The sequence below is a fragment of the Aureimonas sp. D3 genome, from assembly GCF_001463805.1.
In the GTDB taxonomy this organism is placed as follows: Bacteria; Pseudomonadota; Alphaproteobacteria; order Rhizobiales; family Rhizobiaceae; genus Aureimonas; species Aureimonas ureilytica_A.
In genome coordinates this window covers 61684-75878 of the sequence record NZ_BBWM01000035.1, presented here as the reverse complement: position 1 = coordinate 75878, position 14195 = coordinate 61684, and the positions used below count along the sequence as shown (strand labels likewise).

General features: G+C 60.7%; 12 protein-coding genes. 7 read left to right on the top strand and 5 right to left on the bottom strand.

Going from position 1 to position 14195, the window contains the following annotated elements; genetic code table 11:
- The first annotated feature begins 5 nt into the window (after window positions 1-5).
- The 7 genes from AUL36_RS10380 (at window position 6) to mazG (ending at window position 7264) form a co-directional block, all read left to right on the top strand.
- Window positions 6-1238: a D-alanyl-D-alanine carboxypeptidase family protein gene (locus tag AUL36_RS10380; RefSeq protein WP_244497099.1), complete on the top strand. Its 1233-nt coding sequence runs from the start codon at window positions 6-8 to the stop codon at window positions 1236-1238.
- Complete coding sequence (gene tmk, locus AUL36_RS10375) at window positions 1238-1930, top strand: dTMP kinase (protein ID WP_156418333.1); 693 nt, start codon at window positions 1238-1240, stop codon at window positions 1928-1930. Before AUL36_RS10380 ends, tmk begins: the two co-directional genes overlap by 1 nt.
- Window positions 1930-2979 (top strand): DNA polymerase III subunit delta', encoded by a 1050-nt coding sequence (locus AUL36_RS10370; protein WP_062220270.1) that lies wholly within the window; start codon window positions 1930-1932, stop codon window positions 2977-2979. The genes tmk and AUL36_RS10370 overlap by 1 nt, the downstream gene beginning before the upstream one ends.
- Window positions 2980-3066: 87 nt before the next feature.
- Window positions 3067-4614, top strand: coding sequence for a methionine--tRNA ligase (metG, locus tag AUL36_RS10365; protein ID WP_062220268.1), 1548 nt, complete (start codon window positions 3067-3069; stop codon window positions 4612-4614).
- Entirely contained in the window at window positions 4614-5411 is a 798-nt protein-coding gene (locus AUL36_RS10360; RefSeq protein WP_062220266.1) for a TatD family hydrolase, read from the top strand. Before metG ends, AUL36_RS10360 begins: the two co-directional genes overlap by 1 nt.
- An 8-nt stretch (window positions 5412-5419) precedes the next feature.
- Window positions 5420-6229, top strand: a complete 810-nt coding sequence (locus AUL36_RS10355; RefSeq protein WP_062220264.1) for an MBL fold metallo-hydrolase — start codon at window positions 5420-5422, stop codon at window positions 6227-6229.
- 171 nt (window positions 6230-6400) lie between these two features.
- The gene (gene mazG, locus AUL36_RS10350; protein WP_062220262.1) at window positions 6401-7264 is read left to right on the top strand and encodes a nucleoside triphosphate pyrophosphohydrolase; all 864 of its coding nucleotides are present in this window, start codon (window positions 6401-6403) and stop codon (window positions 7262-7264) included.
- A 75-nt stretch (window positions 7265-7339) separates the two neighbouring features.
- Here the strand turns inward: mazG and hflX are convergent, their stop codons facing one another.
- From hflX to AUL36_RS10325, 5 genes are all read right to left on the bottom strand, one after another.
- Window positions 7340-8665 carry a GTPase HflX gene (gene hflX, locus AUL36_RS10345; RefSeq protein ID WP_062220418.1) on the bottom strand — a complete coding sequence of 442 codons (1326 nt, stop codon included), beginning with the start codon at window positions 8663-8665 and terminating at the stop codon, window positions 7340-7342.
- A gap of 54 nt (window positions 8666-8719) precedes the next feature.
- Window positions 8720-8968 carry an RNA chaperone Hfq gene (hfq, locus tag AUL36_RS10340; protein ID WP_058598344.1) on the bottom strand — a complete coding sequence of 83 codons (249 nt, stop codon included), beginning with the start codon at window positions 8966-8968 and terminating at the stop codon, window positions 8720-8722.
- A 178-nt stretch (window positions 8969-9146) separates the two neighbouring features.
- Entirely contained in the window at window positions 9147-10523 is a 1377-nt protein-coding gene (gene trkA / locus AUL36_RS10335; protein WP_062220260.1) for a Trk system potassium transporter TrkA, read from the bottom strand.
- Between the two features lie 19 nt (window positions 10524-10542).
- Entirely contained in the window at window positions 10543-11904 is a 1362-nt protein-coding gene (ntrX, locus tag AUL36_RS10330) for a nitrogen assimilation response regulator NtrX (RefSeq protein ID WP_058598346.1), read from the bottom strand.
- Window positions 11904-14156, bottom strand: a complete 2253-nt coding sequence (locus AUL36_RS10325; RefSeq protein ID WP_062220258.1) for a sensor histidine kinase NtrY-like — start codon at window positions 14154-14156, stop codon at window positions 11904-11906. The genes ntrX and AUL36_RS10325 overlap by 1 nt, the downstream gene beginning before the upstream one ends.
- Between the last annotated feature and the right edge of the window lie 39 nt (window positions 14157-14195).

The following is a 14195-nucleotide window of genomic DNA, read 5'->3' as shown; positions in this document are numbered from 1 at the left end:
GGTGCATGAGCCAACTCGTGGCCGTTCGCAGGCGGGTTTCGGCATTGAGGCTTTCTCACTCATGCTTGCCGACGCGCTGGATGGGCATATCCCTCGCATTGAGCCTCTTCGGCGCGTCGGCTCAGGCGCAAACCCAGGACGCGCCGTTCTTCACGGAAACGGTGGCACGTGGCGCGCTGATCATGGATGTGGAAACGGGCGGTATTCTTCTGGAGAAGAACGCCGATGAGCCGTTTGCGCCCGCGTCCCTTGCCAAGCTCATGACAGCCGACGTCGCTTTGTCAGCCCTCGCGAGCGGTCGGATCAATCCCACTGACGCTTATTCTGTCAGCGATCATGCCTGGCGGACCGGAGGTGCACCGTCACGCACGGCCACCATGTTTGCCGCCGTGCGATCGAGCGTGCCGGTCGACGCGCTTGTCAAAGGTCTTGTTATCCAAAGCGCGAACGATGCCGCCATCATCCTGGCAGAGGGAATGGACGGCTCGGAGGCGGCCTTCGCTCAGCATATGAACCGTCGGGCCGCCGAATTGGGGCTTTCGAACTCGAACTTCGTCAATGCGACAGGTCTGCCGCAGGAGGGGCAAAAGACGACGGCCCGCGACATGGCGCTTTTAGCTCGAAACATTCAGATCAGCTATCCGGAGCCTTACAAGCTCTATGCGCAACCCGAATTCGAATGGAACCGCATCCTACAGCGCAACCGAAATCCGCTTCTACGCCTCAATATGGGTGCGACCGGTCTGGCGACGGGGTTTGCCGAAGACGAGGGATATTCCATCGTCGCGGCGACGGAGAAGGACGGTCGCAAAACGATCGTCGTCTTGTCGGGTTTAGAAAGTGATGCGGCCCGCACCAAGGAGGCGGCACGTCTTTTCGAATGGACGGCGACAAATTTCGAGCGTCGGTCTTTGTTTTCCGCCGGGCAGGTGCTGGGTCAGGCCCAGGTCTTCGGCGGAGCGACTGGGTATGTGAACGCCGTTCTGGAGAGCGGCGTCGATCTCTACGTGCCGAGAAAGCGCACCGATCTCGTGACGGCTCGAATCGTCTACGATGCCCCGCTCATAGCGCCGCTTGCGAAAGGGACCAGGATCGGCAGCCTGAAGATTTTCATTCAAGGGCGGCAGGTTCTGGAGCGGGGCGTATTCGTGGGCGGCGATGTTGCAGAGGGCGCCTTCAGCGCGCGGGCTGCCAGCGCCGTGAAGGAATTGGCGTTCGGTTGGGTCCGCAGACTATGATGGAGGCCTCCAACGCGATTGGCCGGCAACCGAGTTTCTTCGTGACATTCGAGGGCGGCGAAGGAAGCGGCAAGACGACCCAGATCTCCCGCTTGGCGGCCTATCTTCGATCCCAAGGCGAGTCCGTTTGCCAGACACGCGAACCGGGCGGAACGCCGGCCGCCGATGTCTTGCGCGACATCATTCTGTCGGGGAGAGTGAAGGAACTCGGTGTCGAGACCGAAGCTCTCCTATTCGCAGCGGCGCGTCGGGACCATATCGAAGGCGTCATCCTGCCCGCTCTGTCTCGCCATGAGGTAGTACTGTGCGATCGATTTCATGACTCCACGCGCGTTTACCAGGGCAGTAAGGCGGGACTGGAGCCATCGACACTCAGCGTGATCGAGGCTGCGACGCTGGACGGCGTTCTTCCCGACTTGACGGTGATTCTCGACATCCCCGCTGTGAAAGGCTTGGAAAGAGCTGCCTTGCGGCGTGGGCAGGAGAAGGCGGACCGGTTCGAGAGTGAGGGAATCGAACTCCACGAGCAAAGGCGCGCCGCGTTTCTCGCGATCGCCGCTCGCGAACCCCATCGCTGCATGGTGGTCGATGCGGCGCGTGATATGAACTCGATCGAAGCGGAAATCCGAGCCATCGTCCTGGAGCGCCTAGCTTGCAAGCGGCGCGACTCGACCACAGGCGGGCGAGCCTGATGTCGTTTGCTCCGGTTCCCGGCCATGACGACATTGCCGATGTGCCGACGCCCGCCGAGCGTATGACGCTTCTAGGCCGGCAATCCGAGTGGAAGGAACTGGAAGCCGCCTTGGCATCCGGCCGCATGCATCATGCCTGGTTGTTTCAAGGGCCGGAAGGGGTGGGAAAAGCGACCACGGCTCTCGCGTTCGCCCGCCGCCTGTTGGGCGGGCCGGAGGTCCTATCGGGTCGGTTCGAAGGTGAACCCGAGTTTCTCCCTAACCACCCGATCGTGCGGCAGATCGGGCAGGGTAGCCATCCCAATTTCCTCCATATCCGCCGACCCTCGAACGACAAAGGCGACGGCTTTCGCACCCAAATCACGGTGGATGAAATCCGTCGGCTCAACCATTTTTTTCGCAGCACGGCGGCCGATAGCTGGCGGATCGCTTTGGTCGACCCGGCGGACGACATGAACCGAAATGCCGCCAACGCGCTGCTCAAGATTTTGGAAGAACCACCGGAGCGGTCGATCTTTCTGATCATCAATCACGTGCCGGGGCGACTTCTGCCGACCATTCGTTCGCGAGCCAGAACCCTTCGCTTCTCGCCTTTGTCGGAAGATGCGGTTCTGCGAGGCCTCTCCGAGACGCTGACGGGCGAAGATGCCTCGTCGCTGGCAACCGCCGCACGGCTTTCCGGTGGCAGTCTTCGAACCGCCTTTCATCAAGTCTTATCGGGCGGCCTCGAGATCGCGGGCGAGATCGATCGGCTATACGGCGCGGCTCGACCCGATTGGCGCCATGTTCAGTCGCTTGCCGACGCGCTGACGCAGAAGGGGCGCGAAGAAGCGTGGGCTCTCGTGCGGAACGGCCTGTTCGACCGCATTGCGGCCGAAGCCCGACAGGCTCAGGAATCCGGCGACAACGGACGGGCCACGGCTCTGGCTGCCTTCTGGCAGAGCGAGTCCGCGCGCTGGCTGGAGGCGGCAGCCTTCAATTTGGATCGCAAGCAAATTTTGATCACGTTCGCTTCGAAATTGGCAGAGGTTCGCGTGCCGAACCGCTGAGGACGCATCACCGTTTTGTTGAGAGGTGGGGCGGGATGGGTTATTGCCCGTTGAGTTTGACCGATTCCAGCAGGCAAGACGATCGATATGGCTGAGACCTTTTATCTGACCACCGCGATCTCTTACCCGAACGGACGTCCGCATATCGGACATGCTTACGAGCTGATTGCAACGGACACGATCGCAAGGTTCAAGCGGCTCGACGGCTATGATGTTCTGTTTCTGACGGGGACGGACGAGCACGGTATCAAGATGCTCCAGACGGCCCGCAATCTGGGGATCGAACCGATCGAACTGGCCTCGCGCAATTCGGGCGAGTTTCAGGAGATGGGTCGCCGTGTCGGCAGCTCCAATGACGACTTCATTCGCACGACGGAAGCGCGTCATCGCAAGGCCAGTCAGGCGATCTGGAACCGCATGGTCGATGCGGGGGACATCTACAAGAGTTCCTATGCGGGTTGGTATTCCGTCCGCGACGAAGCCTATTACGCCGAAGACGAAACGCGTCTGACCGAGAGCGGCACGCGCATCGGACCTCAGGGAACGCCGGTCGAATGGGTGGAGGAAGAAAGCTATTTCTTCCGTTTGTCCGCTTTCGGGGATCGTCTGCTGGCGCATTACGACGCGCATCCAGATTTCATTGCTCCCGTGGAGCGGCGCAACGAGATCGTCTCTTTCGTGAAGTCAGGCCTGCGCGATCTCTCGATTTCGCGGACGACGTTCGATTGGGGCATTCCCGTGCCGGGCGACGAGCGGCATGTGATGTATGTGTGGGTCGATGCGCTCACCAACTATCTCACAGCGACCGGCTATCCGGACGAGGGAGAGCGGAGCCGCTTCTGGCCGGCCGACCTCCATGTGATCGGCAAGGATATCGTCCGCTTCCATGCGGTTTACTGGCCGGCCTTCCTGATGTCCGCAGGGATCGAACTGCCGAAGCGGATTTTCGTCCACGGCTTCCTGTTCAATCGCGGGGAGAAAATGTCGAAGTCGGTCGGAAACGTCATCGATCCGATCGCTCTGGTCGATGTCTATGGCCTCGACCCGTTCCGCTACTTCCTGCTGCGCGAGGTTCCATTCGGTCAGGACGGCAATTATTCGCACGAGGCGATTGTCGGGCGGATGAACTCCGAACTCGCCAACGATCTCGGAAATCTCGCTCAACGCTCGTTGTCGATGATTGCCAAGAATTGCGAGGGTAGGGTGCCCGAGCCTGGCTCGTTCACGGAAGCCGATCACGCCATCCTCAATCAAAGCGGTCAACTGCTTCAGCAATGCCGCGCGGCGGTGGATCGGCAGGAACTGCATACGATGCTGGCGACGATCGTCGCGACTGTTTCGGAAACCAACCGCTATTTCGCCGCGCAAGAGCCGTGGGTCCTGCGCAAGACCGATCCTGCCCGCATGGGAACCGTTCTTTATGTGACGGCCGAAGTGGTGCGTCGCGTCGCCATTCTTCTGCAGCCCGTGATGCCGGACTCCTGTTCCAAGCTTCTCGACCTTCTCGCGGTCGACGCGCAGGAGCGCGGTTTCGAAGTGCTGGATCACGGGACGACCTTGCAAGCTGGGCTGGCCTTGCCGGCCCCCGTCGGCGTTTTCCCTCGGTTCGTCGAGGCGGAAGCGGGCATGGCCTGATGTCGCTTCCCTTTCTGGTCGATAGTCACTGCCATCTGGATTTCCCCGAGTTCGAGCCCGAGCGTGATGACATCGTTGCGCGAGCTGGCGCGCAAGGGGTTGGGCTGATGGTGACGATCTCGACTTATATCTCCAAGCTTCCGTCAATCCTTGCCATCGCCGAGCGCTATTCCAATGTGTTCGCGTCCGTTGGCACACACCCGCTCAATGCGGGGAGCGAGCCCGATGTTCCGACGCAGGACATTGTTCGTCTGAGTCAGCATCCCAAGATCGTGGCCATAGGCGAGGCGGGTCTCGACTATTTCTACGATCGCGCGCCTCCTGAAGTTCAGAAGCGGGTTTTCATCCGACATATCGAAGCCGCACGCGAGACTGGTTTGCCGCTCGTGATCCACGCGCGAGACGCCGATGCCGATATGGAAACGATCCTTTCAGAGCAGAGCGCGATCGGAGCGTTTCCCTTCGTCCTCCATTGCTTCTCGTCCACGCGCCGTCTGGCGGAAGTCGGCGTGAACCTCGGAGGATATGTCTCGTTTTCCGGTATCCTGACTTTCAACAAGTCGGACGAAATTCGAGCCATTGCGGCAGATGTTCCGTTGGATCGCCTTTTGGTCGAGACGGATGCGCCATATCTCGCGCCCCCGCCGCACCGCGGTCAGCGCAATGAGCCGGCTTATGTCGCTCACACCGCCCGCAAACTGGCTGATGTGAGAGGCGTATCGGTGGACGACATGGCGAAGCAGACGACGGATAACTTCTTTCGCTTGTTCAGCCGCGCGCCGGACCTCCGGTCCTAGGAGGCCTCATGTCGGACCTCCTGCGCCTCACCATCCTGGGATGCGGCAGTTCGCCGGGGACACCGCGCATCACCGGGGATTGGGGCGCGTGCGATCCGAGCGAGCCGAGGAACCGGCGGACCCGTTGCGCAGCCATGATCGAGCGGATCGCTCCCAATGGGCGCACGGTCGTGGTGATCGATTGCGGCCCGGATTTTCGCGAGCAGATGCTCCGAGAAAAGGTCCAACGCCTCGACGCGGTGCTCGTCACGCATCCTCACGCCGACCATTTTCATGGTATCGACGATATACGAGGTTTTTTCCTCGATACGGGGCGCCCGATCGATCTTTACGCTGACGAGGCGACCTTCGTTCGGCTGAACGAAGCCTTTGGCTATTGCTTCCGAACCCCGGACGGGAGCGCTTATCCGCCCATCGTTCAGCATCGAACCATCACCGCACTGGAAGCTTTCTCGGTGGAAGGTCCCGGTGGCTCGATCGAATTTCTGCCGTTCGACCAGGAGCATGGTTCGATCACGTCGCTCGGGTTTCGGATCGGTCCGATATCCTATTGCAGCGATGTCAGCCATTTCCCCACGAGCGCCTGCCATGCGATCGAAGGCTCGACGCTGCTGGTGATCGACGCGTTGCAATACAAACGGCACCCCAGCCATCTATCGCTCGATCAAGCCCTGGAGTGGGTTCGGCGCCTTGAAGTCGATACGGCGCTGCTGACCCATATGCATACGCCGCTCGATTATCAGACGCTTGTGCGCAACCTGCCGTCGCATGTGAAGCCGGCTTACGACGGGATGCGGCTCGAATTCGCCTTGGATTGATGGGCCCTTGAAACCCATCCGTCCGAGCAGCGAGCAAGTCTTAAATGGTTCCATAATCCATATTATGAGAACATATCCATGGGCTATCAGCCCGGCTTGGTGCATGGTTGCCCTTGACCTGGAATGTGCTGGAGTTCACCACCCGATCCGAATGTGTCAAGGAGTTGGGGAATGCAGCCGTCACGCGACACGACGCGTCTCGTTGAGATCATGAAGGCTCTGAGGCATCCGGAAACCGGATGCCCCTGGGACATTGAGCAGAGCTTCGACTCGATTATTCCTTACACGATCGAAGAGACCTATGAGGTGGTCGATGCGATCGAGCGGCGCGATCCCGACGACTTGAAGGAAGAACTGGGCGACCTCCTGCTTCAGGTCATCTACTACAGCCAATTGGCGGATGAGGCTGGTCTCTTCTCCTACGAGGATGTGGTGGATGGGATCACCCGCAAGATGATCCGCCGGCATCCTCACGTCTTCGGCGATGCCTCGGCGCGCAACGCGCGCTCGGCCAAAGGGCAATGGGAGCGGATCAAGGCCGAGGAGAAGCAGGAGCGCGCCGAGGCTCGCATGCGCCGTCGCGACACCAGGGCCGACACAGAAGCCACATCACAGGATTGGTCGGGAACCGATGAGATCGGCGCCGGTCTTTTATCGAGTATCCCCGGCGCACTGCCATCACTGACCTTGGCGAGAAAGATCCAGGAAAAAGCTGCCACCGTCGGGTTCGACTGGACCACGCCGGAGCCGATCATCGCGAAGCTCCGCGAGGAGACGGCTGAGTTTGAAGCGGCAGCCAATCTGGAAGAGAAGCGCGACGAACTGGGCGATCTTCTGTTCACGCTCGTCAATCTGGGCCGACGCTATGACATCGATCCCGACGCAGCTCTGCGTGGTACGGTGTCGAAGTTCCGGTCGAGATTTCGAGCCATGGAACGGGCTGCGGCGAGCCGTAGGATGAGCCTTAGCGACATGTCGCTTGATGAACTGGAGGCGCATTGGGTGGCCGCGAAGGCTGAAACACACTCTTCGTAGCCATGTCGTAAGTGGAAGATTCGTCGGGATCGACCTTCCAAAACTCGATCCCGACGCTGAGAAAGCGCGATAGCTTCAGTCGATCCGAATGTTGGGATAGCGCGATCCCAATCGATGAAGGTCGGAACGGGCTTGCCGCGTCAGGTCAAGAACGAGATGAACGCCGCCGTCCTCCAAATCCTCGCGCTCGCGAACGATGGAGTTTTCGTAGACCCAGGGCAGCACATTCATGCTGTCCGAGGGAACGTCGAGTTCCAGCACTTCGGCCTTGCCGGCGATACGATGCTCGATCTCCGACAGGAGCTGCTCCACGCCCTCGCCCGACAGCGCCGACACCATATGGATCGACGGGCCTTGTGAATGCGACGTTGCTGTCTGCGTCAGGTGAACGCGACCCGACTCGTCCAGCCGGTCGATCTTGTTCCAGACTTCGATCACATGATCGGGGTCGTCGGTATCAACATCGAGATCCTTCAGGATCTTCTTGACGTCACCTGACTGGGCCAAACTGTCGGGGTCCGACATGTCGCGAATATGGAGGATGATGTCCGCTTCGATCACCTCTTCCAAGGTCGCTCGAAAGGCTGCCACGAGATGCGTCGGCAGGTCGGAAATGAAACCCACCGTGTCGGACATGATGACTTCCGTTCCATGCGGAAGCGTGATGCGACGAAGCGTCGGGTCCAATGTGGCGAAGAGCAAGTCCTTGGCTAGAACGTCTGCACCCGTGACCTTATTGAACAAGGTCGATTTGCCCGCATTCGTGTAGCCCACAAGTGCGATGACCGGATGCGGTGTCTTCTTGCGCTTGGCACGGTGCAGGGTCCGCGTTTTACGAACCTGCTCCAATTCCTTCTCGAGCTTCTTGATCTTGTCCTGAAGCTGCCGACGATCGGCCTCGATCTGGGTTTCGCCCGGACCACCAAGAAAGCCTGCGCCGCCGCGCTGACGCTCCAAGTGCGTCCAGCTTCGAACGAGCCGCCCACGCTGGTAGTTCAGATGGGCGAGTTCGACCTGAAGCCGCCCTTCCTTCGTGCGCGCGCGCCGGCCGAAAATTTCAAGGATTAGGCCCGTGCGGTCAAGAACCTTGGCATTTAGTTCCTTCTCGAGATTGCGCTGCTGAACCGGGGTCAACGGATGATCGACGATCACCAGACCGATCTCTTCGGCAGCGACGAGCCCCTTCAACTCCTCGACCTTGCCTGAACCGATCAAGGTCGCCGGCTGAGCCTTCGCGACGGGAATGATCCCGCGCGCGACGATCTCCAGATCGATGGCTGCCGCCAAACCTTCCGCTTCGATCAGACGATCCTCGTCCGACCGGCGGATGATGTCGGCGCCTTCCTCAGGCCTGCCCCGCTCCTTGAGCACGGGTACGAACACCCCTGCCCTGGTTGCCACCTGCTTGTGTTCGATCGGCGCCTTGGCGCCCGCCGCTTTGTCGAATTCAGTCAATCAGATCTTCCCGCCGTCTTCGTTGCCATCGTTCATGTTCACTGGCTGCGATGGCATGATCGTAGATATGGCGTGCTTATAGACAAGTTGCGAGTGCCCATCCCGCCGGAGAAGGACGCAGAAATTATCGAACGAGGTCACGACACCCGTGAGCTTGACGCCGTTCACGAGGAAGATGGTGAGAGAAATCTTTTGTTTGCGAACCGTATTGAGGAAAAGGTCCTGCAAGTTCGGGAGACGTTCTGCCATGAGGTTGATCGCTCTTCTTGGCTTGTCCGATGCTTTGGCGCACCGGAACGTGCTTGTTATCGTTTGACGAACGCGATTGCTGCTACGCGGTCAGTCACTGTCGAACATTCACCTGATTCGTTTCAAGCACATGACAGGACTCCGCGTCGGGAAAGCAGCTGTGAAACGAGATAGCCCACTAAAAAAACTCGAGGCTGACTCGGAAAAACTGCTCCACCTGTCGAACGGCGGTGGATTTGACGAAGATGACGACATGGTCCTTCGCCTGAATTCTCGTTTGGGCGTTCGGTCTGATGAAAATCCCGTTGCGCGACACCGCGCCGATACGCAGTCCATCGGGAAGTTGCAGTTCGTAGAGCGGTCGCCCGACCAGAGGTGAGGTATCGAGCGCTTCCACTTCGATCACCTCCGCCACGCCATTCTGGACGGAATGAACGGCACGAATACGCCCGCGACGCACATGCTGGAGAACGCGGGAAATGGTGACCGATTTCGGGTCGATGACGGCATCCACGCCGAAGCTGCGGGACAATTCGTGATAGGTGCGCCCGTTTAGAAGAACGAGGTTGGACTTGGCACCGAGACGCTTGGCGAGCGCGCTCGCCAAGATATTCACCTGATCGTCGTTGGTGAGGGCCACCATCAGGTCCGCATCGGAAATGTCGGCTTCCTGCAGGATGGCCGGATCGAGAGCGCTTCCGTGGAGGACCGTGACGCGTTTGAGTTCGTCGGCCAGTCGATGCGCGCGCATGGCGTCGGCTTCGATCACCCGCAGCCGTTTGGACGTCTTCTGGCGTTCCATGGCGCGCGTGAGCGCAAGCCCGACATTGCCCCCTCCCGCGATGACGATACGGCCGGCCTCCGGCTCTTCATGCCCGAACAACACGAGGGTTCTTGCCACATTCGCCTGTTCGACCACGACATAAGCGAGATCATTGGCATAGAGCTGGTCGGCCGAGTTCGGAATGAAGAGATCGCCGTCGCGAAAGATGCCGACCACGGTGGCGCCGAGATCGGGAAAGAGCGCCGAAAGCTGGCCGAGCGGCATGTTGAGGATTGGGCACTCCTCCCGGCATTCGATCGCGAGGAGCGCGACCGTGCCGCTGGCAAAGCGCACGGAATCGAGCGCGCCGGGAAGGGCGATGCGGCGCATCACCATCTCGGCGACTTCGATCTCCGGTGAGATGACGACGTCGATCGGCAGCTGGTCGGTCGCAAACAGCGTCTGCCAATGCGGCTGGAGGTAAGACTGGGATCGGATACGGGCGATCTTGAGCGGCACGTTGAAGATCGAATGCGCCACCTGGCAGGCGATCATGTTCACTTCGTCATGCAGCGTCACGGCGATCAGCATATCGGCTTCCGCCGCCCCGGCTTCGGCCAAGACGTCCGGGTAAGCGCCGTGCCCGACAATGCCGCGCGCGTCGATCCGCTCACGCAAAGCGTTCACCAGGGTGGGCGACGTGTCGATGACCGACACGTCGTTCTGCTCGGCGGCCAAGCGCTCGGCTATGCCGTATCCGACCTGCCCTGCCCCGCAAATAACGATCCGCACGGTGTGGATGACCCTTGGTTCAGATCCCGAGGGACTTCAGCTTGCGATGGAGAGCCGAGCGTTCCATGCCCACGAACTCCGCCGTGCGTGAGATATTGCCCCCGAAGCGATTGATCTGGGCGACGAGATATTCCTTCTCGAAGACTTCGCGGGCGTCGCGCAGAGGAAGCGCGAGGATGCGTCCATCCGACTGACTGGGGGTTCGCGGCAGCATGTCGCTGACCTCGCGCGGCAGCATATCGGCGGAGATATGATCCGAGTCGTCCTGGCGCGACAGGATCATCAGCCGTTCGATATTGTTGCGCAGCTGGCGGATATTGCCGGGCCAGTCGCTCGACTGGAGCACGGCCAGCGCCTCCGGGCTCAGAGCCTTCGGCTTGATGCCGGTCTGCTCACCGATCTGCTTCATGAAGGCTTCGATCAGCATCGGAATGTCGGCGCGCCGCTCCGCCAGCGGCGGTACCATGATCGGCACGACGGCGAGACGATGAAACAGGTCTTCGCGGAACGAACCTTCGGCGATCAACGACTCGAGGTTCTGGGCGGTCGATGAGATAATGCGCACATCGACCTTCACCTTCTTGGTGCCGCCGACGCGCTCGAATGTCTGGTCGGTCAGAACCCGCAGAATCTTGTTCTGCGTCTCGCGCGGCATATCGCCGATCTCGTCCAGGTAGAGAACGCCGTTATGCGCCTCCTCCAGCGCCCCGATCTTGCGCTCGACACCCGGCGGTGTGTCCGTGCCGAACAGCTCGATTTCCATCCGCTCGGGCGTGATCGCCGCCGCGTTCAGAACCACGAAGGGACCTTTGGCCCGGCTGCTGGCAGCGTGAATGGCGCGCGCCACCATCTCCTTGCCGGAACCGGAGGACCCCAGAATCATGACGCGGCTGTTGGTCGGGGCGACGCGGTCGATGGTCTGACGCAACTGGTTCATGGGTTGCGACTTGCCGATCAGTTCCGCCGAGTCGGACGAGCGACGCCGCAGCTCCAGAATTTCCCGCTTCAGCTTCGACGTTTCGAGCGCCCGTTCAGCCACGAGAACCAGACGGTCTGCTTTGAACGGCTTTTCGATATAGTCGTAGGCGCCCCGACGAATAGCGGACACGGCGGTTTCAATATTGCCATGGCCCGAAATCATCACGACCGGAATCTCGGGATGCTGAGCTTTGATCGCATCCAGCATGTCGAGCCCGTCGAGCCGGCTGCCCTGAAGCCAGATATCGAGGAAGATGAGACGCGGGGCACGGTCGGCGATGGCTTGGAGCGCCATGTCGGAATTGCTAGCCGTGCGCGTCTCGTGCCCTTCGTCTTCCAGAATACCGGCGACGAGTTCGCGGATATCGGCTTCGTCATCAACGACCAGGATGTCCGATGCCATCAGTGTTCACCATTCGTCTGATTGGATGGGAGGCCAGATCGCGTGTCCTGGCCATTGTTTGGTGTATGGGAGGAAGCCGGAAGGCGGATGCGAACCAAGGCGCCCTGCCGGTCGTCCGGCAGGTCATCCAGCTCGATCGTACCGCCGTGCTCCTCGATGATCTTTCGAACGATCGCGAGGCCGAGGCCGGTGCCCTTTTCTCGCGTCGTCATATAGGGCTCCAAAAGCCGTTCTCGATTCTCTTGCGGGAAACCTTTCCCGTTGTCCTCGATCTCGATCACATGCATCTCGCCGCCCGGCGTTGCGCGAATTTCGATCCGGCCTCGATGGTTCTCCAGAGTCTCCATGGCTTCGACCGCATTCTTCACGAGATTGCCGAAGGCCTGCGAGAGAAGGCGCACATCGAAGGAACCTAGGAGCGGCTGATCGCCAAAACGGTTCTCGAAGACGATCCCGTGCTCGCCCATTTCACGCATGAACACGGCTTCGCGCAACGCCTCGCGCAGATCCTTGTCCTCCAGCTTGGGCTTGGGCATCCGAGCGAAGGTCGAGAATTCATCCACCATGCGCCCGATATCGGACACCTGACGGATGATCGTGTCGATGCAACGATCGAACACTTCGCGATCGCCTTCGATCGTCTTTCCGTAGCGCCGTCGAATGCGCTCGGCCGAGAGCTGAATCGGCGTCAGCGGGTTCTTGATCTCGTGCGCGATCCGGCGCGCCACATCGGCCCAAGCCGACGAGCGCTGAGCATCCACGAGATCGGTGATGTCATCCAGGGTCACGACGCTGCGCTGACTTCCCTCGCCGCTCTCCTCCGACGTAACGCGGATGGTCAGGACACGCTCGCGATCCTTGGCGCGAAGCGTCACCTGCTCTTGGTGCTCGCGATGGCGCGAATGCTTGGCCGCTTCGTAGACCGCATGGATCATCGGAAAGCGAGCCGCCAGAGACGTCCCGACCGCCTCGGCCGAAGACGTAGCGAGGATGCGCTCGGCGGACGGGTTCAACATGCTGATCGATCCATCCGCGTCCACCCCCAGAACGCCGGCCGTGACGCCGGACAGAACGGCTTCCGTGAACCGACGGCGCTCGTCGATCACATCCTTGGCGCTGAGCAGTTCGCTCCGCTGGCTTCGAAGCTGGCGGATCATATTGTTGAACGTGTTCGACAGCGAGCCGACATCGCCGTCCGAGGTTCGAACCGGCACCGAAACCTCGAGATTGCCTTCGCTGACCTCGTCCGCCGCGCCGATCAACAATCGGATCGGGCGCACGAGGCGATCCGCGACGCCGATGCCGGTCCAAATGGCCGATAACAAGACGATCAGCGTGATGCCGAGATACAGCAGCGCGAAGGCGATCTGCAGGTTGAAGCGATTTTTCTCCAGGCCGGAATATTCGGCGGTGCGCTCTTCCATGAGACGCAGAGCGGCGATCACGTCCGGGTCCACCACGCGAACCGTATAAAGGAAGACGTCCCCGAAGCCGCGCAGCCGCGTCACCGCGCCAACGAGGTTCGTGACGCCAGGAGGAATGAAAACGAGGCTGCCTTGCGCCGCCTGTTCCAGCGCGTCGGTCGGTGGCACCGGCAGCGGCCGCTCGACGGGAATGTCGGCTCTCAGGAACGGCGTTCCGTCGGCATGGAGAAGCTGAGCGCCGAGAAGCGAGCGCCCTCGTGCCTGCTCGGTCATGAGATCGGCAAATCCCCTGCGATCGAGATCGAAGAGTTGTCGCTGAGCGCCGAGATCATAGGCCATCGAGAGCGTCGAGCCCTGCAGATTGCGGGCGTTCTCGTTGACATAGGCTCGCGCCACGCTGGTGGAGGACTCAACGATGGTGCGGGTTCGAATCTCGAACCAGCGGTCGAGACCGAGATCCAACGTAATGCCCGCGACGATCGCAACGAGCAGCGCAGGGATCGCCGCGACGATCGAAAACAGGATGACGATGCGCACATGGAGGCGCGAGGCGGCTTTTCCTGTGCGCCGGGCCCGCGTCATGCGCAGGACCTCCCGCCCGATCAACCCGCACAGAAGCAGCACGAAGAGGCCGTTCACGAGCGAGGCGATACGGACCACCGTGTCCGTCGGCGCGATCGATGTCAGCCCCATCAGGACAACGAACGAGATCGCGCCGGTGATCAGCGCGCCGGCTACGGCCAGGATGCCGGGGATCAGCATGAAGCGCCGACGCTCGCCCAGCGCCGGCAACTCCACGTCATTGGGGATCGGATATGCCGCCATCATGCCACCACCTTAAACGGAAGTGACGGAGTTGCAACATAT